At 67.6% G+C, this 23,619-nt stretch carries 27 protein-coding genes; 8 read left to right on the top strand and 19 right to left on the bottom strand.

Going from position 1 to position 23,619, the window contains the following annotated elements; translation table 11 throughout:
• Window positions 1-446: 446 nt before the first annotated feature.
• The gene (locus NS2_RS13695) at window positions 447-1,256 is read right to left on the bottom strand and encodes a protein phosphatase 2C domain-containing protein (RefSeq protein ID WP_052086368.1); all 810 of its coding nucleotides are present in this window, start codon (window positions 1,254-1,256) and stop codon (window positions 447-449) included.
• The gene (locus tag NS2_RS13690) at window positions 1,253-2,092 is read right to left on the bottom strand and encodes a sigma-70 family RNA polymerase sigma factor (RefSeq protein WP_228102603.1); all 840 of its coding nucleotides are present in this window, start codon (window positions 2,090-2,092) and stop codon (window positions 1,253-1,255) included. Before NS2_RS13690 ends, NS2_RS13695 begins: the two co-directional genes overlap by 4 nt.
• A 249-nt stretch (window positions 2,093-2,341) precedes the next feature.
• On the opposite strand from NS2_RS13690, the gene NS2_RS13685 reads away from it, so the two are divergent.
• The 6 genes from NS2_RS13685 (at window position 2,342) to NS2_RS13660 (ending at window position 5,931) form a co-directional block, all read left to right on the top strand.
• The gene (locus tag NS2_RS13685; protein WP_143837469.1) at window positions 2,342-2,890 is read left to right on the top strand and encodes a hypothetical protein; all 549 of its coding nucleotides are present in this window, start codon (window positions 2,342-2,344) and stop codon (window positions 2,888-2,890) included.
• Window positions 2,887-3,432: a hypothetical protein gene (locus NS2_RS13680; RefSeq protein ID WP_033087789.1), complete on the top strand. Its 546-nt coding sequence runs from the start codon at window positions 2,887-2,889 to the stop codon at window positions 3,430-3,432. The genes NS2_RS13685 and NS2_RS13680 overlap by 4 nt, the downstream gene beginning before the upstream one ends.
• Window positions 3,432-4,172 carry a hypothetical protein gene (locus NS2_RS13675; protein ID WP_033087790.1) on the top strand — a complete coding sequence of 247 codons (741 nt, stop codon included), beginning with the start codon at window positions 3,432-3,434 and terminating at the stop codon, window positions 4,170-4,172. Before NS2_RS13680 ends, NS2_RS13675 begins: the two co-directional genes overlap by 1 nt.
• Window positions 4,172-4,594 (top strand): helix-turn-helix domain-containing protein, encoded by a 423-nt coding sequence (locus NS2_RS13670; protein WP_033087791.1) that lies wholly within the window; start codon window positions 4,172-4,174, stop codon window positions 4,592-4,594. Before NS2_RS13675 ends, NS2_RS13670 begins: the two co-directional genes overlap by 1 nt.
• Window positions 4,594-4,794: a helix-turn-helix transcriptional regulator gene (locus NS2_RS13665; RefSeq protein ID WP_033087792.1), complete on the top strand. Its 201-nt coding sequence runs from the start codon at window positions 4,594-4,596 to the stop codon at window positions 4,792-4,794. Before NS2_RS13670 ends, NS2_RS13665 begins: the two co-directional genes overlap by 1 nt.
• Before the next feature lie 330 nt (window positions 4,795-5,124).
• Entirely contained in the window at window positions 5,125-5,931 is an 807-nt protein-coding gene (locus tag NS2_RS13660) for a tyrosine-type recombinase/integrase (RefSeq protein ID WP_228102602.1), read from the top strand.
• 70 nt (window positions 5,932-6,001) lie between these two features.
• Here the strand turns inward: NS2_RS13660 and ccsB are convergent, their stop codons facing one another.
• The 6 genes from ccsB to hemL form a co-directional block, all read right to left on the bottom strand.
• Window positions 6,002-6,994 (bottom strand): c-type cytochrome biogenesis protein CcsB, encoded by a 993-nt coding sequence (ccsB, locus tag NS2_RS13655; RefSeq protein WP_033087793.1) that lies wholly within the window; start codon window positions 6,992-6,994, stop codon window positions 6,002-6,004.
• A complete protein-coding gene (resB, locus tag NS2_RS13650; RefSeq protein ID WP_033087794.1) occupies window positions 6,994-8,613 on the bottom strand; it encodes a cytochrome c biogenesis protein ResB in 1,620 nt (539 codons plus the stop codon). The genes ccsB and resB overlap by 1 nt, the downstream gene beginning before the upstream one ends.
• Window position 8,614: 1 nt before the next feature.
• Window positions 8,615-9,439, bottom strand: coding sequence for a cytochrome c biogenesis CcdA family protein (locus tag NS2_RS13645; protein ID WP_081985898.1), 825 nt, complete (start codon window positions 9,437-9,439; stop codon window positions 8,615-8,617).
• 5 nt (window positions 9,440-9,444) lie between these two features.
• A complete protein-coding gene (locus NS2_RS13640; protein ID WP_081985895.1) occupies window positions 9,445-10,101 on the bottom strand; it encodes a TlpA disulfide reductase family protein in 657 nt (218 codons plus the stop codon).
• The gene (locus tag NS2_RS13635) at window positions 10,098-10,763 is read right to left on the bottom strand and encodes a histidine phosphatase family protein (protein WP_370737297.1); all 666 of its coding nucleotides are present in this window, start codon (window positions 10,761-10,763) and stop codon (window positions 10,098-10,100) included. The genes NS2_RS13640 and NS2_RS13635 overlap by 4 nt, the downstream gene beginning before the upstream one ends.
• A 944-nt stretch (window positions 10,764-11,707) precedes the next feature.
• Window positions 11,708-13,045 carry a glutamate-1-semialdehyde 2,1-aminomutase gene (gene hemL, locus NS2_RS13630; protein WP_045437597.1) on the bottom strand — a complete coding sequence of 446 codons (1,338 nt, stop codon included), beginning with the start codon at window positions 13,043-13,045 and terminating at the stop codon, window positions 11,708-11,710.
• Between the two features lie 363 nt (window positions 13,046-13,408).
• Here hemL and NS2_RS13625 point away from each other — a divergent pair, with 363 nt between their 5' ends.
• Window positions 13,409-13,792, top strand: coding sequence for a hypothetical protein (locus NS2_RS13625; protein WP_033087797.1), 384 nt, complete (start codon window positions 13,409-13,411; stop codon window positions 13,790-13,792).
• A 117-nt stretch (window positions 13,793-13,909) separates the two neighbouring features.
• Here the strand turns inward: NS2_RS13625 and NS2_RS13620 are convergent, their stop codons facing one another.
• From NS2_RS13620 to hemB, 5 genes are all read right to left on the bottom strand, one after another.
• Window positions 13,910-14,131, bottom strand: a complete 222-nt coding sequence (locus NS2_RS13620) for a hypothetical protein (protein WP_143161480.1) — start codon at window positions 14,129-14,131, stop codon at window positions 13,910-13,912.
• A 118-nt stretch (window positions 14,132-14,249) separates the two neighbouring features.
• The gene (locus tag NS2_RS13615; RefSeq protein WP_052086370.1) at window positions 14,250-14,507 is read right to left on the bottom strand and encodes a hypothetical protein; all 258 of its coding nucleotides are present in this window, start codon (window positions 14,505-14,507) and stop codon (window positions 14,250-14,252) included.
• Window positions 14,507-15,019, bottom strand: coding sequence for a transport-regulating membrane protein Mce1N (mce1N, locus tag NS2_RS13610; protein WP_033087799.1), 513 nt, complete (start codon window positions 15,017-15,019; stop codon window positions 14,507-14,509). Before mce1N ends, NS2_RS13615 begins: the two co-directional genes overlap by 1 nt.
• A 279-nt stretch (window positions 15,020-15,298) precedes the next feature.
• Entirely contained in the window at window positions 15,299-15,802 is a 504-nt protein-coding gene (locus NS2_RS13605) for a hypothetical protein (protein WP_052086386.1), read from the bottom strand.
• A gap of 31 nt (window positions 15,803-15,833) precedes the next feature.
• On the bottom strand, window positions 15,834-16,811 hold the full coding sequence (gene hemB, locus NS2_RS13600) for a porphobilinogen synthase (RefSeq protein ID WP_033087801.1): 978 nt from the start codon (window positions 16,809-16,811) through the stop codon (window positions 15,834-15,836).
• 199 nt (window positions 16,812-17,010) lie between these two features.
• Between hemB and NS2_RS13595 the strand changes: the two genes are divergently transcribed.
• Window positions 17,011-17,331: a hypothetical protein gene (locus NS2_RS13595; protein ID WP_228102601.1), complete on the top strand. Its 321-nt coding sequence runs from the start codon at window positions 17,011-17,013 to the stop codon at window positions 17,329-17,331.
• A gap of 76 nt (window positions 17,332-17,407) precedes the next feature.
• Here the strand turns inward: NS2_RS13595 and NS2_RS13590 are convergent, their stop codons facing one another.
• The 6 genes from NS2_RS13590 to NS2_RS13560 form a co-directional block, all read right to left on the bottom strand.
• Window positions 17,408-17,671 carry a hypothetical protein gene (locus tag NS2_RS13590; RefSeq protein ID WP_033087803.1) on the bottom strand — a complete coding sequence of 88 codons (264 nt, stop codon included), beginning with the start codon at window positions 17,669-17,671 and terminating at the stop codon, window positions 17,408-17,410.
• A 401-nt stretch (window positions 17,672-18,072) separates the two neighbouring features.
• On the bottom strand, window positions 18,073-19,635 hold the full coding sequence (locus NS2_RS13580; RefSeq protein WP_033087804.1) for a bifunctional uroporphyrinogen-III C-methyltransferase/uroporphyrinogen-III synthase: 1,563 nt from the start codon (window positions 19,633-19,635) through the stop codon (window positions 18,073-18,075).
• Window positions 19,632-20,690 (bottom strand): hydroxymethylbilane synthase, encoded by a 1,059-nt coding sequence (hemC, locus tag NS2_RS13575; protein ID WP_045437594.1) that lies wholly within the window; start codon window positions 20,688-20,690, stop codon window positions 19,632-19,634. The genes NS2_RS13580 and hemC overlap by 4 nt, the downstream gene beginning before the upstream one ends.
• Window positions 20,691-20,698: 8 nt before the next feature.
• Window positions 20,699-22,087, bottom strand: a complete 1,389-nt coding sequence (locus NS2_RS13570) for a glutamyl-tRNA reductase (RefSeq protein ID WP_033087805.1) — start codon at window positions 22,085-22,087, stop codon at window positions 20,699-20,701.
• Window positions 22,084-22,920 carry a redox-sensing transcriptional repressor Rex gene (locus NS2_RS13565; protein WP_033087806.1) on the bottom strand — a complete coding sequence of 279 codons (837 nt, stop codon included), beginning with the start codon at window positions 22,918-22,920 and terminating at the stop codon, window positions 22,084-22,086. Before NS2_RS13565 ends, NS2_RS13570 begins: the two co-directional genes overlap by 4 nt.
• Before the next feature lie 316 nt (window positions 22,921-23,236).
• The gene (locus NS2_RS13560; protein ID WP_033087807.1) at window positions 23,237-23,497 is read right to left on the bottom strand and encodes a glutaredoxin family protein; all 261 of its coding nucleotides are present in this window, start codon (window positions 23,495-23,497) and stop codon (window positions 23,237-23,239) included.
• Window positions 23,498-23,619: the final 122 nt, after the last annotated feature.

Below are 23,619 nucleotides of genomic sequence, written 5' to 3'. Positions count from 1 at the left end.
GCAGAGGTAGACACCGGTTTTATCGAAGGTACACAACGGTTTTTCCATCCTTTGGACGTCAGGTACACACCAGTTTCGCCAGGAGGTACACAGAGGTTCGACCCTATTTCGGTCCGGCTGTCCTGGGCTTTTGGAGCGCTCTAATCGGTCCGTTTAGCGGCTGTCATCGCCACTGATCTTGATAGGCGATTCCGGCGACGTGGCCGGATGGTTGCAGGGTCGCCTTACCGGGGCCTGCCGCGCCCGGCGAGCGGGGTGGGGGCGCTTGATTTTACGGGTGCCGCCGCCCTGTCAAGTCTGGCTCCCCGGGCGGCGGCCCGGTGTCCACGGTGACGGTTCGGCGACCGGGAATCCAGACTTGACACGGCGGAACCGCGGCACCCACGGCGGGCCATAAGCGGGCAGGACGAGCCTGCCCGCCTCCTACGCGCCCCCACCCCGCCAGTTCACAGACGGACTACCGCAATTGCCTTGTCGTCGTGCCGTTTCGAGCGGGGAACCAGAATGCCGTCCGGATCGACTTCATATTCCCATCGGTGGATACGAGCGAGGAGAGCCGAAAGCTTCGCGCTGTCCATGCTGCCGATTTCCTGCCAGTCGACCTTGAGGGCGTCGATCAGGTCGGTCACTCCGTCGGTCGCCAGAGCAACCCAGGCAATGTCGGCCACTGGGCGAGCCGCAATGATCGCGTGCTGAGCGGCCTCCGGGGCAGTTGACGCAATCCAGTAGCCGCCGGGCCGATTTCGGCGACGCCGCTGTTCCTGCTGAAGCTCGGCGAGAATTTCACGGTGCCTGTCGTCGTATCCCCCACCTTGCTGGAGCCTCGACCGATACTTGCGAGACTGCACGAGACCAAGCTGTTCGAGCCGTTCATCGCAGATGGTCTCCACGGCTCCATCGCGATATCCGAGAACAATCGTGCTGTCGCCAAGGACAAGGAAATCGAGTGTTCCACGGCGCTTCCGAACGATCGCGATCGTGGATGAGGGCGCATTGGGCGACTCGATAGGAAGCTCAAGATCGCTGATCACGTACTGCAGGGCAACCTCGAGAAGTGCTGACAGAGACGCGGACTCGTCGGCAATCCTCACGAGAACTGCCCCTAGCCGCTCGGCGAATGTACCGCCGGAAATCTTGTTCTGGATGCCGTACGTCGTCGCCCCATCCAGAATGATCACCATCTCCGCAGTGATCACCAGCCGGTCCTCATTCGACTTGGCCGGGAGCTGCGCCGTGGCGACCCTCGCAAAGCTCACCAGAGGTACGGTCCTGCGATCAGGCGGGTGTCAACGATTGCGAAGTTATCGTCAAAGTCACAGTGGACGACACCGCTGATCGAGTGAGTCTCGTTGCCGTCGTACAACTTTGCGATGTTCGATTCGATCCACTGACAGACGCCAAGGGAGCCGACACTCATGATCCCGGCGACGTGCAGGACGATGCGGTTGCCGATCACGTGGCGGCCGAAGTATCCGACATCCGATTGGATCGTTGAGTCCGGCCGCCGGTATGGCGAGTCGAACCGGCGGCCATCCCGACTGTCCGTGATCCACCATCGATCCTCTGCCTGAAGGAAATCCAGATACGGATCACCAGCAAGAAGAGTGCGGGCCACAGGCGCGGACTTTGGCCCGCAGATGACGACAGCATCACCCTCGGGCACAACCTCACAGTCCGGCTCGATCGCGAACTTTGTTGATACCAGAGACAATCGGCCCAATGTCGCTTCCATGGCCGCCTGAGCGGCGGTGTCCGCGGCGTCGAAGAATGATCGTTCGCGACCTTCCTCGAAGCCATAGCGACGCGGGATGCCTACCGCCACCGGACCAACGCCGAAGAACGCCCGCTCCGGTGGCGGTGCCGAGGTTCTGATCTGAGTGATGCGGCCCTTCGTGATCCCCAGTTCGGCCGCGATCTCCGTGTAGTTCATGCCGAGGTTGTGATACGCCTCGGAGATCGACGCTCTGCGAAGACGTGCAAGCTCCGTGGCCCGCTGCTGATAGAAGGTAATGAGTTCGGTCGCACGCCGACCACGCCGCAGCGGGTCAGGATCGCGGCGGACCGCCTCAAACTCATCATCAGTCAGGTTCACGGGGCTCAGTTTAGGGGGTATTGACTCTCGGCAGCGGACGCGCCTACCCTTTGGTTTATACCACTCAATCGCCCGCGACCAACATGGCAGCGTTGGTTTAGGGGTATAAATCGACGCTCGTTCGAAGAGCGTGCGCCGGAACAAAGAGGCTCCCCGCCGATCGGTAGTCGTCGGGGAGCCCAGCACCGGAGCGGTTGCCACCGCCTCGATCATTTATCCACTTCAGAGACGTTAGGAAGACCTGAAGCAATGTCTATCGTAGTAGACCAACCTCGCAGTTCCGAGACCGGAACTGTCACCCCGAACGTCCGGCTCGCGGTTGTCATGGGCGGGCTGCGGCTCACCAATCATGGCTTGGCCCGGCGTATGCGTGATGCCAGTCAGCTCGACGGCGGCAAGCCGTTGGCTACCTCGAACACGAACATCGCGAAATACCTTGCGGGCCAGCACACCCCGACACCGCGCGTGTGTCAGGTGATGCTGAACGTGCTGGGCCAGCTCGCGAATCACCATCTCACCCCGGCGGATATCGGCTTTCCGAATGTGCGTCTGGAACTCGATCCCCGTGTCTCGGATCTGTCCGGGATCAGCTTCCCGCCCCGGTTCACCTTCGCCGGGGTGTGCATCTGGTGTCATCGGCGCGGCTGCAATGACCAGCGGTGCCGCGACCGGCACCGGGGCGCGCAGTGGGCGATCTGCTCGCTGTGCGACGGCGCGGCGATCGAATGCACCTGCACCTTCGGCATGATCGCCATCACTACGTCCTTGACGGCCACGATCGGGGAGGTGACCCGATGACCACGGTCGAAACCACCGCCGGCACTTGGACCCCGAACACGACACTCGCGTCGGTCACGAGTGAGTTGGGGTTGTCGAACAAGGGCTTCGCCCGGCTGATGCGTGAGGTCTCCCGTCAGGACGGCGGGGCTGCGGTCTCGCCCGACGGGAGTTCGCTGGCCCGCTACAAGTCCGGAGAGCACCAGCCCTCAACACGGACGTTGCAAGTCATGGTCAAGGTGCTCGAACAGATCACCGGCCACCAGTTCAGCACCGATGAACTCGGGTACCCGGATCGGGACCTGACGTTGCCCGCGATCGTGCACCGCCCACACACCTTGTCCAGCATGTTCTTCCCGTCCCGGCTGACCTTCGCCGGGGTGTGCATCTGGTGCCAGCGGCGCGGCTGCACCGCCGTCGAATGCATCGAAGAACACCGTGCCTCGCGCTGGCTGGTGTGCCCGATCTGCGACGGCACCGCGATCGGGTGCGAATGCACCTTCGGCATGATCCTGACCGAGCCCGCGGCGAGCACCAAGCCCGACCTGAAGGTGGTGCGCTGATGAAGGAGGTCAAGGGAATCCGTTTGCAGGGCTACGACAGCCTGTGGCACGAGTGGCTCTCGCAGATGTACGGGGTGCCGGTGGCCTTGATCAGCCGCATGACCGGCATGCGTACCGATCGGGTCTACCGCATGATCAAGCGCTGGCACCTCACGGAAATGTGCCGAGTCGCCCGCGTCGACTACAACATGCCCGGACCGTGGCGGCGCTCGTCCTACGACGCGCCCGACGCGGAAAACTCCGGGCCGTTGTGGGTGTGGCCGGACCGCGAATCAGCCTGGGGCATGCTGGATTTCGATCCCGGCGATTGGGAGCCCAAGGCCAGCACCGCCGCGCACCTGACGGCGGTCGCGCACCTGCGCTACGCGATCAACGGCCTGAACACCGATCCGGATATCTGGACCAGTGAGCGGATCTTGCGGCGGCGGATGGAACCCGGTTCCCACATCCACGACGGCTGGCTGCTCGATGAACACGACCGCGACCAGATCTGGGGCATCGAGGTCGAACTCTCGCGCAAACGGGAGAAGGGGCGACTGGTTGCCACCATGGCGGCGGCGCTGGACTCCGCCGACCAGCACGACCTCGCAGGCGTCCTCTACTACGTCCGCGGCGCGGATCTGCGGCGCGCCGTGCAGAGGGCCGCACAGACCCTCGCGCGGGAACGGGGCCAGATCCAGCTGTCCAACCTTCACGTTCACGACCTGGACGTGATCCTGGCCGGACACGAGGTGCCGTGATGACCATGAACCTCCGACTCCGGGAAGCCCTCATGGCAGCCCATCTCACCCCGGAGACCGCCGCCACCCTGCTTCAGGTCGATCCGAAAACCATTGAGCGGTGGATCAGTTCGGGCCGCACTCCCTTCCCCCGGCACCGCTACGCCATGGCCGCGCTGGTCGGCGTATCGGAATCGGACCTGTGGCCCGAGGCCGGGACGCTGAAGCCCTTGCGGTTCAGCTTCGCCGGAATATGCATCTGGTGCGACCAGCGCGGCTGCACCGACACCGAATGCATCCTCCGGCACGAGGCCGCACGCTGGGAAATCTGCCCACTGTGCGGCGGCGCACCTTGGACCCGGCCGGGCAGCACCTGCGGGTGCCTCAACGGCCTCGTCCAAGCAGTCATGACCAAGTTCGCGCTTCCCAAGGCGGTGGCCTGATGGATCATGACCGTTACCTCACGGCCAAGGACTGCGAAGAGTTGACCGGCATCCCGGAGTCCACATGGCGTTATTGGGCGCATATTGGTTCGGGGCCAACCAGTTTCAAGCTCGGCCGCCGCCGCGTATGGCGGGAGAGCGTGATCCTGGCCTGGATCGCCGAACAGGAAGCCGCGACCAGCAGCGACGGGGCGGCCTGACCATGACAGCCCGACGGAACCGCCGCGCCGGGGTCGAAGACCTCTGGTACAAGACCATCCGCGAGGAGGACGGCACCACGCGGCGCGTTCCGTCGAACCTGTTTGAGACCGGAAAGCGCTGGCGTGCAAGGTATGTCGATGACGGCGGCCACGAGCACACGCAGCGGTTCACCCGGAAGACTGATGCGCAATCATGGCTCGATATTCAGACCGCCGCCCTGGTCGCCGGGACACATATCCGGCCGCGCGATGCCCAGAAGACCGTTCGACAGTGGTGCGACGAGTGGCTGAAAGGCTATGCCCAGCACCGGGATACTAGCGAAGTGGCACGTGAAGAAGATCAAGGCGGAGTTCGGCGATTTGAAGCTGTCAGCCGTCCGACCGTCCGCGGTGAAGGCGTGGACAGCCAAGCTGAAGGCCGAAGGGCTTGCGGACAGCTACGTCTACTCGCTGCACTCTCGCCTGTCCCAAATCTTCAGCGATGCAGTGCATGACAATTTGTTGTCACGTAATCCGTGCTCGCGTCGGACATCGCCGAACGCAGGCCATCAGAAGATTTACGTAGCAACTACCGAACAGATCTGGGCGTTGTACGAGGCGATGCCCGAACACCTGCGGGTGGCGATCCTTCTCGGTGCTTTCGTCGGGCTCCGTATTTCGGAGGCCGCAGCGTTGCGGATCGATGAAGTCGATCTCGAAGACGGCATGGTCTATCCACAGCGGCAATGGCCAGATCGTCCACTCAAGACCAAGGCCAGCGATACGCCGGTGCCGATTCCGCAGGAACTTACGAGCCTGTTGAAGGTGGCCATCAGGGGGCGGACAGGCGGACACGTGGTCAGCGACGAGTTGGCCAAGCCCGTGTCCCCCTGGGTCATCGGGTGGCATGTCCGGTCAGTGAGGGCGGACATCCCCGGACTTCCCAAGGGCTTCAGCTTCCAAGACCTACGCCACTTCTATGCCTCCCTGCTGATCCGGCAGGGGGCGGACATCAAGACTGTCCAGGCCCGTGTCCGCCATGGCAGCGCGGTGACCACCCTGCGCTACTACGCCCACCTATGGCCGGACGCGGACGCCACCACGCGGACAGCCGTGGCCACCGTCCTCCGAGAGCATTTCGGCGGGACTGCGTACTAACTGCGTACCGAGACGGAAAAATCCGGCACTGACGTACCGGATGATTCCGAGAACCCGCAGGTAGATCGGGCTAGTTGAGGCCCGCGTAGCTGTGCAGGCCGCTCACCACGATGTTGATGATGAAGAGGTTGAAGAGCATGGCTACGAAGCCGGCGATGTTGATCCAGGCGGCTTTGGTGTCTCGCCAGCCTGAGGTGGCTCGGGCGTGGAGGTAGGCGGCGTAGAGGACCCAGGCTATGAAGGAGCAGGTTTCCTTGGGGTCCCAGCCCCAGAAGCGGCCCCAGGCGGCTTCGGCCCAGATGGCGCCGAGGATTACGCCGGCGCCGAAGATGGGGAAGCCGATGATGGTGGTGCGGTAGGCGAGGCGGTCGAGGAGCTGGGCGTCGGGGAGGAGGCGGGCCAGCTGGCCGAAGATGTTGTCGGACTCGGCGCCTGCGGGCTGCCAGATGCGGTAGAGGAACAGGAGACTCGCTACGCCTGAGACCAGGAAGACACCCGAGCCGATGGAGACGACGGTGACGTGGACCGGGAGCCAGTAGGACTTGAGGGCGGGGACGACGGGGGCCGCGTCGACGTGGAGTTTGGTGCCTGCCAGGAAGAGCAGGATCAGGACGGGGGTCAGTAGGAACGACCACATGCCGCGGTAGCGCTGGTCGCGCAGGAGGACCAGGCCGAGGCCGACGGCGGCCGCGGTGGCCATCGAGATGAACTCGAACATGTTGCCGAGGGGGAAGCGGTGGGTTGCGAAGCCGCGCAGCACGATCGAGGCCGCGTGGACGCCGAAGCCGACGTAGAGGACCGCGAAGGCCATGTTGCCCAGGCGCTCGGGGAAGGGACGCTCGGCACCGCGGGGGGCGACCTTGCCGGGCACGTCGGCGCGGGGCTCAGCCGGACCGGCGGTGTCGGAACCGCCGCCGACGGTGACCAATCGGCGCGCGGTGGTCGGCACCGTGCGGGTGAGGGCGAACTGCCACACCAGCATGATCCAGACCAGCGCGTAGATCACGATGGCCGACTTGAAGCCGAGATCACTGTAGGAGGCGATGGTCTCGTCGATCGGCATTACTTCTCTCCCGTCAGCAGCCGCTCACGCAGGCGGTCGAATTCGCCGCCCCACCCGGCCTGGTCGGTGCGGGCCAATCCGCCCATTTCTACTACGGTACGTCGTACCCCATCGGTTTCGGCGCCGGGGTACACGCGCAGCCAGATGCGTCGGCGCTTCACCAGCAGCGACACCAGCAGGCCCGCCATCATGGTGAGCGCGGACACCAGCACCCACTGCTGGGCCGGGTCGTGCGAAACCTGCAGGTTCACAAACTCTTCCGCGCCGTCGAAGGTCACCTTGGTGCCGTCGGCCAGGGTCGCGGACTCACCCGGCTTCAGGTTCACGCGCTGCTGCTTGACCAGGCGGCCCTGCTTGATCATCTCCGGATCCAGCGCGAACAGCGACTGCGCGCGACCGGTGTCCAGGCCGGTGTCGCCCTGGTAGATGTCGATCGCCACGGCCGGATCCTTCATGGCCGGATACCGGGAGGTGAGCAACTGGCCGTGCATGAGCGCGGTCGGCGCGAACAGGCCCTGGATCGCCACCTGATGCTTACGCCGCTCATCCTCGCTCGGATACATGCCGCCGGGCGGATCGATGCGCAGCACACCCGAGGACAGGAAGGTGGTCGCGTCGTCCGGCTTCCACTGGATGGCCTCGGTACGGGTCTGGCCGTTCGGGAAGGTCACCGTGAACTTGGGCGCGAAACCGTGGCCCTGCAGGTAAACCCGGTCACCGGCGACCCGCAGCGGATGGTTCACCTGGATGGTGGTGTCGCGCCAGGGGTCGGAGTTCAGGTCCTTGCCGGTCTGGTACCGGATGTTCGAGGTGAACATGGACGCCTGCCCGTTGGGCAGGTAGTCGGCCTTGAAGTCCTTGACCCGCACGCACATCGGCGTCAGCCCGGTGCCGTCGTTGACATTGCCCGCGCGGAAGGAGTCGAACACCGCGGGCGAGGTGGTGCAGAAGCCCGGCCCGTCATTGGCGAGCACGACCACATTGCCCTCGTAGCCGAACAGTTTGCCGATGGCCACCGCCGCCAGCAGACCCACCAGCGCCAGGTGGAAGACCAGGTTGCCGAGCTCGCGGGTGTAGCCCTTCTCCGCCGAAAGGGTCAGCTCCCCTTCGCGATTGCCCGGTTGCACGACCGTGCGCCAGCCGCGCATCTGCGCGCGGGCCCGCTCGATCGCCTGTTCCGGAGTCGCAGCATCGCTGCCCGAGTAGTGATGCGGCAGACGGGACAGATTGCGCGGAGCCTTCACCGGCGGCGTGCGCAACGCCCGGTAATGATCCAGGCAGCGCGGCAGGATGCAGCCCACCAGCGAAACGAACAGCAGCACATAGACGGCCGTGAACCAGGCACTGGAGAACACGTCGAACAGCTGCAGCCGGTCCATCCACGGACCCAGCGTCGGCCGGTTGCGGATGTAGTCGTCGACCTTGCCCGCGTTCAAACTGCGCTGCGGCAGCAGCGCGCCGGGGATGGCGGCCAGGGCCAGCAGGAACAGCAGCATCAGCGCGGTGCGCATACTGGTCAGCCCGCGCCACGCGTTGCGCAGCAGGGCGAGCAGGCGGCGCACCGGCGACTGGCGCGGCGGAAGGGCGGGGGCGCTGGGGGTTTCGATGGTGGCAGTCATGTCAGATCGGGAGGGTCACATCCGAGACGAAGGCGTCGCGGACCCAGGAAACGAACTGGTCCCACGCCCCGGTCACCAGGGCGATGCCGACGGCCACCAAGAGCAGCCCGCCGATCACCTGAATGGTGCGGGAATTACGGCGCAGCCAGCCGACGCCGCGCAGCGCGGTCGCCGAACCGAAGGCCAGGATCACGAAGGGCAGGCCCAGACCCAGGCAGTAGGCCACGATCAGGGCGACGCCGCGGACCGCGGTGGTGCCCTCGGTACCGGCCGACACCGCCATCACACCCGACAGCGTCGGGCCCAGGCACGGTGTCCAGCCGAGCGCGAAAACCGCGCCCAGCAGCGGAGCTCCGATCAGACCGCTCAGACGGCGCGGCTCCATGCGGGTGTCCCGCTGCAAGGCCGGGATGAGGCCGATGAAGGCCAGACCCATCACGATGGTGACCACGCCGCCGATGCGTTGCAGCAGATCGCGATTCACGTTCAACGCCTGGATCGCGCCGAACACCGTCGCCGAGGCGAGCACGAACACCACGGTGAAGCCCGCCACGAACAGGCCCGCCGCACCCGCCACCCGCAGGCGCGCGGAATTGCGGTTGGCCACGGCTGTTTTGGCGCTCTTGGCCGATTCGACCGTCACCGGCGGGGCCTCGGCACCGACCACACCCGCCAGGTAGGACAGGTAGCCCGGCACCAGCGGCACCACGCACGGCGAGGCGAACGACACCAGCCCCGCCAGCAGGCACGCGCCCAGCGCCAGCAGCAGCGGCCCGGTGGCGGCGGTCTGCTGGAACGAATCCCCCACGCTGGCAAGCACGGTCACGTGGTTCACGACTGCTCCTGCGCGAGCTTGTCCACCACCGGCTGCAGGTCCTCGGCCAGCAGGGCGCGCAGGAACACCGCCGCAACCCGGTGCTGCTTGTCCAGCACGATGGTGGTGGGGATGACGCTGGTCGGGAACTTGCCGCCGAGCGCGAGCAGGCTGCGCATGGACGGGTCGTAGATGGAGGGGTACCCGACCTTGTTGTCGGTCACGAAATCCTGGGCCTTGTCCTTCTGGTTGTCGCGGACATTGATGCCCAGGAAGGCGACGCCCTTGTCCTTGCTCGCCTGGTAGACCTGTTCCAGCGCCGGGGCTTCCGCGCGGCACGGGCCGCACCACTGACCCCAGATATTGATGACCACGACCTTGCCGGGGAAGTCGTCCACCGAGGTGGTCTTGCCGTCGTGCATCAGATCCGGGCCGGACAGCTTGCCGATGGTGCCGCGCGATGACGGCGGATCGTAGAAGATCTCGGTCTTGCCGCCCGGGGAGACGAAGTCGAAGGTGCCGCCCTGGGCCACCGCGTCCTTGCCCGCCGTCGAACAACCGGCCAGCACTGCTGCCGCACACAGTCCGGCCAGCAGCGCCACCGCGCGCCGGAAGGGGCGCGCGGGACGGGACGGGGACGCGGGGCGGGACTCGGACACGATGGCGGGTCTCATGCTCCGGTCACCGACGGATCGGACGCACCGGCCGGCTCCGAATACACGATGTCGATCAACGTATCGCCCTGGTAGACAAGCGAAGTCAGCGACGCCAGCGAGCACTGCCGGTTGCGCGGGTCGTGCCACAGCCGTTGCCCCTGCAGGAACCGCCGCAGCGTCCACACCGGCAGCTGATGCGACACCAGCACGGCCTCGCGACCGGCGGCCTCCACCCGCGCCTTGTTCACCGCGGCCAGCATCCGGTGCGCGATCTGCAGATACGGCTCACCCCAGGACGGCGTGAACGGATCCCGCAGCTTCCACCAGTGCCGGGGCTTGCGCAGCGCCTTGGGCGAAACCGTCAGGCCCTCGAAGGTATTGCCCGCCTCGATCAGATTCTCATCGGTCCGGATGGTGAGCCCGTGCCCGATCGCGATCGGATCCGCGGTCTCCTGCGCCCGCTGCAACGGCGAGGCCACCACCAGCGCGATGTCATGGTCGACCAGCGACCGCGCCACGGCCTGCGCCTGCGCCCGCCCGGTCACCGAGAGCTGGAACCCGGACAGCCGCCCGTACAGAATCCCCTTCGGATTGTGGACTTCACCGTGCCGCAGCACGTGCACGATCGTCTCGACATCGGAGGCCACATCCCCCGGCAGGATCAACCCGCTCGCCGCGATGTTGGATTCGACAACTTCGTCCCCGGCATCGGCAGCGTCCTCGGCATCGGCATCGGCATCGGCATCGGCGTCCGCGGCACCGTCGGCGTCCGCGGCACCGTCGGCGTCCGCGGCATTGTCGGCAATGAGCTGCGCCGCACCGGATTCGCCCGCCTCGTCCGCGGCGGGATCAACCTCGACCACCACTTCGGCCGTGAACCCGGCGGATTCGACGAACTCCGAAACACCCGCGAGGGAACCGTTCCCACCCGCCGCGAACTCATCGGCGGCACCGGCAACGGCCGCGAACACCTCGGCGGCAGACGAGACGGGCACACCCTCGGCACCGTGCTCGGCCGCCTGAGCGGTGAAATCGCCCGCCGCCGATCCGCTCACGCCCGATTCATCCGATTCCGCGGCGCCACTGGCATTCTCAGCGGCGATCGGCACGTCGGAAGCGGATTCATCTGCGACGAACTCGGCGGCGACAGCAGCTGCGCCCGCGACAACAGAATCGGCGGATTCGCCCTCGGTGGCTGATTCGCCCTCGGTGGCCGACTCAACCCCGGTGGCCGACTCGCCGCCGAGAGAATCGGCCGTGCCGGTGGCGATCTCGCTCGGCGCCGAGGCGGCCACGCCCGATTCGCCGGGTACCTGGGTCTGCGGGGCGGATTCGGCGGCGGTCGTCGCCGCGGATTCGGGTGCGGCGGTGGCGGCCTTGTTGACTGCCGGTGCCGCGGCGGGCTGGGCGGCGGGTTCGGCCTCGGTGGCCGCGTCGGAATTGTCGGATTCCGGTGTGGTGGCGGCGGATTCGGTGGCCGGGGAGACGGCGATGTGTTCGCCGGTTACGGCCAGGTCGTGTTCGGCCTGGCGGATGGAGTCCAGCAGGCGGGTGGCCTCGGCGGCGGAGAGCGGGGCCTCGTGGGGGGCCGGGGCGGGTAGGCCGGAGTCGGGGTGGGCGGAGCTCACGCGGCGGATCCTTCGGGGGTGGCGGCCGCCGCGGCGCGCGCGGCGGCGGGGAGGGCGGCGGCGATGCGGTCGAACGCGTTCTCGTCGAGGGCGGCCGAGACGAACCAGGCTTCGAAGGCGCTCGGGGGCGCGTAGACGCCGGCGTCCAGCAGCGCGTGGAAGAAGGCTGGGAAACGCCAGGTTTCGCTCGCCTTGGCGGCGGCGTAGTCGGTGACCGGGTTCTCGGCGAAGAACACGCTGACCATATTGCCCGCGAATTGCACGTGATGCCCGACGCCCTCGGCGGTGAGCGCCTCGGTCATGAGCGCGCCTAGGCGCTCGGCGTTCTTGTTCAGCGTCGCGTAGACCTGCTCGTCGGCGGCGCGCAGCGTGGCCAGGCCCGCGGCCACCGCGACCGGATTCCCGGACAGGGTGCCCGCCTGATAGACCGGACCCATCGGAGCCAGGTGGTTCATGATGTCGGCGCGCCCGCCGAAGGCGGCGGCCGGCAGGCCACCGCTCATCACCTTGCCGAAGGTGTAGAGGTCACCGGCCACACCGTCGAGGCCGAACCAGCCCGAGTGACTCACCCGGAAACCGGTCATGACCTCGTCCATGATCAGCAGTGCGCCATTCTCGGCGGTGAGCTTGCGCAGCCCCTCGTTGAATCCGGGCCGCGGCGCGACGGCGCCCATATTGCCCGCCGCGGCCTCGGTGATCACGCACGCGATCCGGCCCGGGTTCGCCGCGAAGGCGGCGGCCACGGCCTCGAGGTCGTTGTAGGGCAGCACGATGGTGTCGGCCGCCTGCGCACCGGTGACGCCCGGCGAGGTCGGCAGGCCCAGGGTGGCGACGCCCGAACCGGCGTCGGCCAGCAGCGCGTCCACGTGTCCGTGGTAGCAGCCGCTGAACTTGACGATCTTGCCGCGCCCGGTGAAGCCGCGCGCCAGCCGGACCGCGCTCATGGTGGCCTCGGTACCGGAGTTCACCAGCCGCACCCGCTCGACCGGTGCGACCCGGCCCGCGATGGTCTCGGCGAGTTCGATTTCGGCCTCGGTCGGTGCGCCGAAGGACAGCCCGCCCGTGGCCGCCCGCTGCACCGCCTCGACCACTGCCGGGTGCGCGTGCCCGAGAATCATCGGACCCCACGAGCACACCAGATCGACGTACTCGTTGCCGTCGGCGTCGGTCAGCGTGCAACCCCGCGCGGACGCGATGAATCGCGGCGTCCCGCCCACGGATTTGAACGCGCGCACGGGCGAATTCACGCCACCCGGAATGACCGCCGCGGCGCGTTCGAAAAGTTGGGCTGAGACCGGGACCGACACCTGGCTCACACGCGGAGAAGAACTCACGGCACCCAGTCTCTCAGCCGCCCCAACCCCCGTCGACGACAGGGTGTAGTCGAGTGGTGGGTCCCACAGCCGAACCGGCCATCCTCGCACCCCGGGGGTGAACTTCGCATCCCGGATGCAAACCCGCACTCGGCAGCCGCGCTTACACTCCCCGACCTCGGATCACTCCGTCCCGAGCCCGCGCACGCCCCCCGGATGTAGGCCGACATCGCACGGCACCGGGTCGGCGTACCGCGGCGCGGCCAGCATGGACACGCCGCACGCAACACGCCGAAATGAGTTTCGTACAACGTTATTCGCTAGTCGATTGCTGATGCGTAATGTCTCGGCGCAGGAGACTGCTTCGGAGAGAGGGCGAGACGAATGCGGGTCGTTCTGTTCGGGGTTGGAATCGCAGCGATCACCGCCGGGGCCGTGGCCGCGGGTGGCGCGGCGTCCGCGGGGGTGCCGTTTGCCCAGATCGATCAGGGGCGGGTGGGGGTGGCCTTGTCGCATGATGAAACCGTCGCTATCGCCGATGGTCCGATCCCCGCGGTGATCAGCATGTTCGTGCCCTTGAGCCGGATGGGGGCCGGGTTGCAGCCGGACACCTCGATATATAAGGACGACAAGGGCGGCGTGCATGCCTCACTGCGGCAGGTGATCATGGAGGCCGGCGATCACCCGGACGGCAGCGTGGTGGTCTTCTTCAATGCTCCGGGTACCCGCGGCGGCCGGGTGCTGGATATTTACCAGAACTGGGGATGAGCGCTTCGCGAACCGGGACCGAGTACTTCGCGTCAACCGGTCTGACGGCTTTCGCGAGCCGGGCGGCGGCGCGGTCTGCGGTCGCGCCGCCGCCACCGGCTCGGTGACACGGCCCCGCTACGAGAGCGGAATCCCCAGGCAGAAGACTGCCCATCCGGTGGATATCAGGCAATTCAATTGAGGCGGTAGTAGGTCTTCCCAGGAGGCCACGGGCTGCGCCCGGAGATCCGGGACGGCATCGACCGATGCTGCGGCGGCCGGAGCCACCGCCACCGCGCCGACGACACCCGTGGCCAGCACCGTTGCGGCGATGCGTTTCACGAGATCAATTCGCTTCATGAACACTATCTTCCGCCCGCGCACGAAGCCGCCCAAGACAAAACTCGACTTCGCACCCCCACCTCCGGAGTGTCGGCCCGACATGCGGGGCCCACTCCTCTGAAAACCGGCGAAAAGGTCAGCGCTCGCGGCCCCGTTGCCCCCGAGACGGTGAAAATGCCCGCGCCACAACATCGATGAACAGCAGTCCGGCCCCGATGGTGAAAACCGCCGATCCCGCCAGCCAGGGCCCGACATATCGGGTGGCGCCGAACGTCGGCGCCTCACCCTGCGGCTTGAACACGGTGGTCTGAATACCGTTGCGCCAGCACCACACCGCCGCCACCACCAGCACCGGCACGAGCACGAATTCGGCGAACACGGTCGGCCACCGCATCACCGCGCCTCCTTCTCCTCGACCGTTCCACCGTTCAACCGCTCCAGCGCGGCCGTGAGTTCGGCCCGCAGCGTGAGATGGTCACGCGCCCACGCCTGCACGAGCCGCCCGTCCTTCAACTTCAGCCCGAACCCCCTGCGCCGCCGCGGCACTCCGCTCAGCTCACCCAGCGCCCGCGCCGACTGCCAATCCTCATAATCCCAGGATTCCTCGTCCTCCTCCGGCAGCACCTCGGCGATGTCGCGCAAGGAGGTCACCTCGGTGCCCTCGCGCAGACTCTCCGGCGTCAGCTCGACACTGATGTGCCGCCGGCCCGCCACCACCTGCAACCACACGAACCCGGCCAGCAGCAGCGCGCAGAACGCCAGCCCGAACCAGTGGATGGCGCCCCCGCGAATCACCTCGATCACCAGGATGATCGTGCACAGCGCGGGCCCGTACGCGATGGCGCGCCAGCGCGCGCCGGGCTCGGAGAACAGCACGGACCCGGGGGCGTTGATGGCCTCACTCATAGGTCGAGCGTAAAGATCGTGGAATCGTTCAGCGGGCCAGGCCCGGAATCAACAGCACGGCGAGGGTGAGCAGTCCGAAGAGGAACAGCAGACTCAGCACCAATACATCCCGCCGTAGGCTGTGCGGCTGCTGGATCACCACTCGCATCGTTGCCTCCGCCTTACCCGGAGCCGATACGCGCCATCGCTCAACGCATGACGACCGGCTTCCGGTTCCCGAAATCCCTGTGACTGCCCTCACCATACCCGTTAGTACGCCCGTAACAAACTCAGGAGTACCTACTGCGCCCCGGGGCGGAAGTACGCCTCCGATTCACTTCGGTAGCAAAGGAATACGGCCCCACCTGCCAGCACCGCCTCGACGATATTGGCGCCGCCCGCCACCAGCGCGGCGGCGCTGTGCTTGACCCCGATCCCGAACAGCGTGCCGGCCGCGCCGAGCACCAGGAAAACCCCGAATCCGGTGAGCAGCGCTCGCGCCCAGGCCTTTCCACGGCCGAGCTGATACACCACCCCCACCGCCGCCCCGGTGAGGACCAGCCAGAACACGGCGACCAGGAAGAAGACGATGACCGTCCAGGTCTGCACCTGCGCCAGCGTCACCGCCGGCTGCTGCGCCTTGACCTGATCGAACATCTGCTGCGCCAACTCGTGCCGCTGCCCGTACTGCGCGACGAGCGTGGCGACCAACTGCACCACCCCGACACCCAGCGCGGCGTACCAGAGCTGGCAGGCGGTGCGGACGTCTTCCGGCGACGGGCGCGAAACACCCGGTGGGACCATCGGATTCACGACAGGAGCTACTCGGTTCCGCTCACCGCAACCAGTGCGCGGCCTCGGTGGCCCAGTAGGTGAGCACCATGTCCGCGCCCGCCCGCCGGATACCGAGCAGCGATTCCAGCACCGCGCCCTTGCGATCGATCCAGCCGCGCTGCGCGGCGGCGGTGATCATGGCGTACTCGCCGGAGATCTGATACGCCGCCACCGGCACCGTGGAGCGGTCCGCGACCTCGCGCAGGATGTCCAGATACGACATCGCCGGCTTCACCATGACGATGTCCGCGCCCTCCAGCAGATCCAGTTCCAGCTCGCGAATCGCCTCGCGGCGGTTGGCCGGATCCTGCTGATAGGTTCGGCGATCGCCCTGCAACGAGGAGCCGACGGCCTCGCGGAAGGGGCCGTAGAAGGCGGATGCGTACTTCGCGGCGTAGGCGAGGATGCCGGTGTCGGCGTATCCGGCGGCGTCGAGCCCCTCGCGGATCGCGCCCACCTGGCCGTCCATCATGCCGCTGGTGCCCAGCAGATCCGCGCCGGTTTCCGCCTGCGCCAGCGCCATTTCGACGTAGCGGGTGAGGGTGGCGTCATTGTCGACCGCGCCGTCGTCGTCCAGCACGCCGCAGTGGCCGTGGTCGGTGAACTCGTCGAGGCAGGTGTCGGCCATGACCACCGTCGACCCGCCGACCTCGTGCACCAGCGCGCGCAGGCCGCGATTCAGGATGCCGTCCGGATCGCTGGCCCCGCTCCCCTGCGCGTCCTTGTCCTCCGCCTTCGGCACGCCGAAGAGCATGAGCCCGCCGACGCCCGCGGCCACCGCTTCCACCGCGGCCTTGCGCAGCGAATCCATGGTGTGCTGGAAAACGCCTGGCATGGAGGAGATTTCGCGCGGTTCGTCGAGTCCGTCGGCGACGAACATGGGCAGAATCAGCTGCCGCGGCTCCAGGCTGGTCTCGGCGACGAGCCGACGCATGGCGGGAGTGCGGCGCAACCGCCGAGGGCGGTCCATTCCGGTCATGCACGCATGATATGCCCGACGCGCGAACCGGATGCGCGCGCCTCTTCGCCCCGGCCCGGCGCGGCCGTGAAAGTCATTGTGAGCAGCGAATTTTGTCGGTGGGTCCGAGTAGAATCGAAGATGTGTTCGATGGGGTCGCACCACCTGCTCGATGCTCGGGACAGGGGTGCGGGTCCGGATCGCAACGGAAGGAATGGCCGTGCTCGCAGCCGTAACCAGCATGTCCGACAAGAGGAACAAGCCCGCCGGGGTGCCGAAGAAGGGGGACGTGATCGATCACGCCTGGATGCCACTGGCCAAACAGCCGCTGCCGGCCGGAAGGCCGCGCACGTGGTACATCTCGCACAATCGCCGCCTGAAGGCCATGCGCCTGGCCATCGCGCTGCTGGATTCCGGCGCCTTCAGCCCGGATCAGGCGACGAACGAAACCATCCGCGAGACAGCCGAAGTCATCGGCGTGCACTGGCCCTCCGATGCCACCTGCCGCATGGTCCGCCGCCTGATGGCGGCCCAGCGCTGACCGCTCGCTGATCGCGATGGAGGCACTCCGACGGCCGCGCAAGCGCGTCGGGGAGCCTCCACCACGGGCAGTCGGCCTAGTTGAGGCAGCCGGTCTGGGTCGAGCCCGGCGACACGATGCCGCCCGAACCGGCGGTCAGGCACTTCACGATCGTATTGATCAGGATCGGCACGAACCGCACGGCATCGGAGCCGGAGGAACCCGAGGACCCGACACCCGGGTTATCGGCGACCGCCGCGGCAACCGAGTCCTGCTCCGGCGCGGACGCCGCCGCCGGAGACAGGCCCGCGCCCAGCGCGATCGTCGTCATGGCCAGCAGCCCAATAGCCGTGCGCTTCATGAATTCACCTTTCGAAGATCGATTACGACCGAACTGTATCGGCCGCCATCAAGGGTGAAACGCCAGCATTTCCATGGGCACTCACACCATGGGCATCCACCCAGCGAATGCGAAAAGGCCACGGCCCAACCATCATTGGCCGTCCGCCGACCAGTCGGCACCGGCCACCCGTCGGTCCGCCGCCATCGGGCATAGCGGCCTTGCCGCCACTGCCCGGTCATCCGGCGATTCGCAATCGTTGTGACACACCGGAATCGGATCGAATCGGCGAGCGGGGGCCGACCGAGCCACGGCGGCAGCCGGTTCCGACGGTACGCACAGGCACGTAAGGCAGTGGAAAGACATCGGCCCCGCATCGCTGTCGATGCGGGGCCGATGTGCGGGCCGGTCGGGCCGGAGCCTCAGCGGCTGCGGCGGCTCTTCTTGCGGGGCGGGGGCAGCAGGCCCTCGGCGCGCAGGTGGGCGGCGTGTTCGGCGAGCGCCTCGACGAGGGGGCCGACCTGGGCCACCTCGGGTTGGACGTCGACGCGCAGGCCGAATTCGATTGCGGTCTCCGCGGTCTTGGGGCCGATGCAGGCCACGATGGTGCGGGCGTGCGGCTTGCCCGCGATGCCGACCAGGTTGCGGACCGTGGAGGACGAGGTGAACAGGACCGCGTCGAAACCACCGGTCTTGATCATCTCGCGGGTCTCCGCGGGCGGCGGAGACGCGCGCACGGTGCGGTAGGCGGTGACATCGTCGATCTCCCAGCCGCGGTCGCGCAGGCCCTCGGCGAGGGTCTCGGTGGCGATGTCCGCGCGCGGCAGCAGCACCCGGTTGACCGGGTCGAAAACGTCGTCGTAGGGCGGGAAATCGGCCAGCAGGCCCTCGGAGGACTGCTCGCCCGAGGGCACCAGCTCCGGGTTGATGCCGAACGAGCGCACCTTCTCCGCGGTGGCCTCGCCGACGCAGGCGATCTTCACACCGCTGAAAGCGCGGGCGTCCAGGCCGAATTCGCCGAACTTCTCCCACACCGCGCGCACCGCGTTGGTGGAGGTGAACACCACCCACTGGTAGCGGCCGTCGACCAGACCCTTGACCGCGCGCTCCATCTGCGCCGGGCTGCGCGGCGGCTCGACCGCGATGGTCGGCACCTCCATCGGAATGGCGCCGTGGTTGACGAGCTTCTCGCTCATCTCACCGGCCTGCTCCTTGGTGCGCGGCACCAGTACGGTCCAGCCGTACAGTGCCCGCGACTCCCACCAGGAAGTCTTGGCGCGCTTGTCCACCTCCTTGCCGACCGTGACCACCAGCGAGCCGACCAGTTCGGACGCGGCATTGTTCAGCGTCGCCAGGGTGGCGTCGATGGTGCGCTGCTGACGCGTGGTCCCGCGCACGGTCACCGCCACCGGGGTCTGCGGCGCGAGGCCGTGTTCCACCAGCGCGGAAGCGGTTTCGGCCAGGTGCCCGGAGGTGGCGTGCAGCACCAGCGGACCCGGCGCGCCGGCCACGGCCGCCCAGTCCACCTCGCCGCGCACATCCACCTCGGTGTGGCTGGAGCCGATTTCGATGCCCGCGTAGGCGGGCACGGTGGTACCGGCCGAAAGGCCCGGCAGCACCTCGAAGTTCAGATGCGAGCGGGTGACCGCGTTGATCTCGTGGATGACCGAATCGGTGGTCATCGGATCACCGGACACCAGGCGCACCACATCGAAACCGTTGCGCGCCTCCGCGATCAGGGTCTTGGCCACCTCGGCGGCGTCACCCAGCGCGGGTCGCACGTCCACCGGACGGGTCCCGTCCGGGCTCTCCTCGACCGCGGTGCCGATCAGGGCGAGCACGCCCTTGTCGACATCGGGATCGGTGAACGCCAGCGTCGCGCGGCCGATCACCTCCCGGGCACGCACGGTGAGCAGCGCCGGATCACCGGGCCCGGACCCCACGAAAAGGATCCGACCGGGATTCTTCTTCGTCACACGGCTCATCGTTGGTTCTCCATTGGGCTGGGATTGCTGTCGTCGGTGAGCTCAGCGGATTCCACGTTGTTCGATTCCTCGTTGTTCGAACCCTCTGTGACGCTGAGCAGTTCGCGCGCCCCCAGCTCCAAGAGCTCGCGCGCCAGTGCTCGGCCCAGTTCCTCGGCATCCGCCACCGGGCCCACTACTGAAGCCCGGATCACGTCCGAGCCGTCGATCGCCGCCGCGCAGGCGCGCAGCGACAACTCCTCCACCACCCGGCCGTCGTCGTCGAGCGATTCGACGACCTCGGCCAGCGCACCGATCGGTGCGGTACAGCCGGCCTCCAGTTCGGCCAGCAGCATCCGCTCCGCGGTGATCGCGGCACGGGTGCCGGGATCGTCGAGGGCGGACAGGATGGTCACGAGTTCGGTGTCGGCGCTGCGGCACTCGACCGCCAGCGCGCCCTGCGCCGGGGCGGGCAGCATCTGCACCGGTTCGAGTGATTCGGTGACGGCGTCGAGGCGGTCGATGCGGGCCAGCCCGGCCCGCGCCACCACGACGGCATCGAGTTCACCGTTGACAACCTTGGAAATCCGGGTGTCGAGATTGCCGCGCAGCGGCACGATCTCGATGCCGAGGCCCAGCGCCTTCAGCTGCGCCGAGCGCCGCGGCGCGGAGGTGCCGACCTTCGCGCCCGCGGGCAGCTCGCCCAGCACCAGGCCGTCGCGGGCGACCAGCGCGTCGCGCGGATCCTGGCGGCCCGGAATGGCGGCGATATCGAACAGCGGGTCCTGGGCGGTCGGCAGATCCTTGTACGAGTGCACCGCGATATCGACGGTGCCCGCGGCCAATTCCTCGCGCAGCGCGGCGGTGAACACACCGACGCCGATCTTCTGCACGGGATCAGTGGCGTTGCGGTCACCGGCGGTCTTCACGATCACCAGTTCGGCCTGCTGGCCGTTGGCGATCAGGGCGTCGCGCACGTGCCCGGCCTGGGTGAGCGCCAGCAGACTGCCGCGGGTCCCGATGCGCCAAGGCGAATCTACTGTCCCGCGGACTGTTGTCTCGTTCTCGTGCACCATTGCTCCGGTCATGCGGTCAGCCCCTGTTCGTCACCCGGGTGGGCGGCGGTGAAATCGTCGGCCAGTTCGCCCTGCAGGGCGGAGATCTCCATCGGCGCGGCAACCGCTTGTGCCGCACCGGGTTTGAGTTCGAAAAGCTCGCGCAGCGCCTCGGCATAGCTGTCCCCGCCGGGGGTGGACGCCAGCTGTTTGACCCGCACCGTCGGCGCGTGCAGCAGCTTGTCGACCACCCGTCGCACGGTACGTGCGACCTCGTCACGTTCTGTCGATTCCAGTCCCGGTAGTCGGGAATCCAGGCGTAGCAGCTCGGCCTCCACCACGTCGGCGGCCATCTGGCGCAGCGCGGCGACGGTCGGGGTGACCTCGGCCATGCGCTGTCCGGCAAGGTATTTGGAAAGCTCGTCGGCCACGATGGTGCGCGCGGCGGCGGTGTCGTCGGCGGCCGCGCCGGCCGACGGATCGCGCTGCAGCGTCTCCATGTCGATGACGGTCACGCCGGGCAGCCCGGCCACCGCGTGGTCCACATCCCGGGGCAGGCCCAGATCGCAGATGACCAGTTCGCGGGCACCGGCCTTGGCGGACAGCGCGCGATGCACATCCGCGAGGGTCACCACGGTGCCGACCGCGCCGGTACAGGTGACCACGACCTCGGCCGACGCCATGGCCTCGTCGAGCCGATCGATCTCGATGGCCTCGGCCGCCACCCCGTGCATGGTGGTGGCCGTATTCGCCAGCCGCTGCGCCTTTTCCAGCGTCCGGTTCACCACGATGACCTTCGCGGCCCCGCCGCGCGCCAGCTGCGCCACCGCGAGCCCGCCCATCGCGCCCGCGCCCAGCACCAGCGCCGTGCGCCCGGCCAGCGGACCCTGCACCGCGGCGGCGCGATCCAGCGCCACCGACACCACCGAGGCGCCCGCGCGGTCGATCCCGGTCTCGGAGTGCACCCGCTTGCCGACCCGCAGCGCGTGCTGGGCCAGCTCGTGCAGGGTGCGCCCGGAGGCCTGCTGCGCGTCCGAGGCGGCGTAGGCGGCGCGGATCTGGCTCCGGATCTGCTGCTCGCCGACCACCATCGAGTCCAGGCCCGAGGCCACCGCGAACAGGTGCTCGGCCGCGGCCTCGGCGTAGCGCACGTAGGCGTGCTTGGTGAGCTCCGGCAGCGGCAGACCCGAATGCCGGGTGAGCAATTCGCCGATCTCGCCCAGCGCCGGGTGGAAGGCGTCCACGACCGCGTAGACCTCGATGCGGTTGCAGGTGGAGACGATCATCGCCTCGGAAACGTGGCTGGAGGCCAGCATCTTGTCGGTCAGCTTGGGCCGGTCGGTCTCGGTGATGGCGACCTTCTCGAGCACCGCCACCGGCGCACTTCGATGCGAGATCCCGACGAGAAGCACACTCATGGCTGGACCACCGCTCCCTTGCTGGTTGTCTCCGCGCCCGCCGCCGGGCCGCCCGCAGGCATCTGAATCGTCGCCACCCGGCGAATCGGGGTGGACACCACGCTCACGTCATTGGCGGCGCCGCCCGCGGCGGCCGCGCTCATCGCTTCCTCGGCGGCCGATTCCGCATTGCGGGCCCGCTCGAACGAGAGCAGCTGCATCTCCACCGCGAGATCCACCCGCCGCACCTCGACGGTGGCGGGCGCGTCCAGCGCCAGCGCCGAGAAGCTCAGAATGCACTGCACCCCGGCGTCCACCAGCAGATCGCACACGCCCTGCGCGGCGGTGTCCGGCACGGTGAGGACGGCGATGGTGGGCTCCAAAGCGGCCACGGCATCGGCCAATTCGGCCACATCGCGGACGACCAGTCCGCACACCACGGTGTCGATCACCGCGGGATCGTTGTCGAACAGCCCGACCATGGCGAAACCGCGGCGGCGGAAACCGCCGTAACCGACCAGCGCCCGACCCAGATGACCCGCTCCGACCAGCACCACCCGGTGTCCCTCGGACAGTCCGAGCACATCCTCGATGCGGTCGCGCAGCTTGATGACGTCGTAGCCGACACCCCGAACGCCGTTGGGCCCGAGGAACGAAAGATCCTTGCGCAACTTGGCCGAACCGACACCCGCCGCGACAGCCAGTTCCTCACTCGATACGATGGCTACACCGTCGTCGGCGAGTACGGCGAGCACACGAAGGTACGTAGCCAGCCGGGCCACCGTGGCCTGCGGGATGTCCTTCTGCAGAGCCTTGGAGACGCCAGTCGGCGGCGTCTCGTGCTGCTCTGTCACGTCGCTTGCGCTCCTCGTCCGGCCGGGGGTGAGTGTCCGGGTTCTTTTGTCGACCCGACGCCGGGAGACCGTCGCGGTCCTTACTGGCGAGGTCGAGTCAGGTTCAGGGGGTCGCGTCCGCTGAACGCGGGTTGCGTGCCACCACCGTAACCGCTTGTGAAGCCCTGCACAAAGTCGGTGAATTCAGTCACTTTGCGGCGGGCTCCGGCCCCGGGTTCATTCAACCCTCATCGGCCCGAACCCGCTACGCAACACACCGGAGCGGACGGGGGAAGGGGGTTCGGGTTCGCGGCCCCCAAAAGTCCCCTATCACTCGCTATTTCGCGAGGTCGGCGCGCAGGCGGGGTTCGTCCACGTCGAAATAGCTGTGCTCGCGCCCGTCCAGCAGCACCACCGGCAGCCGGTCCCCGTATTCGGCGCGCAGGCCGGGATCGGTGGCCGCGGCCTCGTCCACATCGACGGTCGCCACCTCGATGCCGAACTCGGCGCAGATCGGGCGCAATTGCTCGAGTGCCGTATGGCACAGTCCGCAGCCATTGCGGGTCAACAGAGTCACAGCATGTGGAGAATCGCTCATAGCCACCATCTAACAACTCTCCGTTATGTCGTTCACCGTCTACGTTCCGGCCATCAGTGGGCGTTACTGTTGACTGTGCCGGCGCATGCACCCTGCGTATTGGTCGCGGGCTGACCGGTGTG

The organism is Nocardia seriolae NBRC 15557 (assembly GCF_007990715.1).
Lineage (GTDB): Bacteria > Actinomycetota > Actinomycetes > Mycobacteriales > Mycobacteriaceae > Nocardia > Nocardia seriolae.
This window is presented reverse-complemented; position numbering and strand designations above follow the sequence as displayed.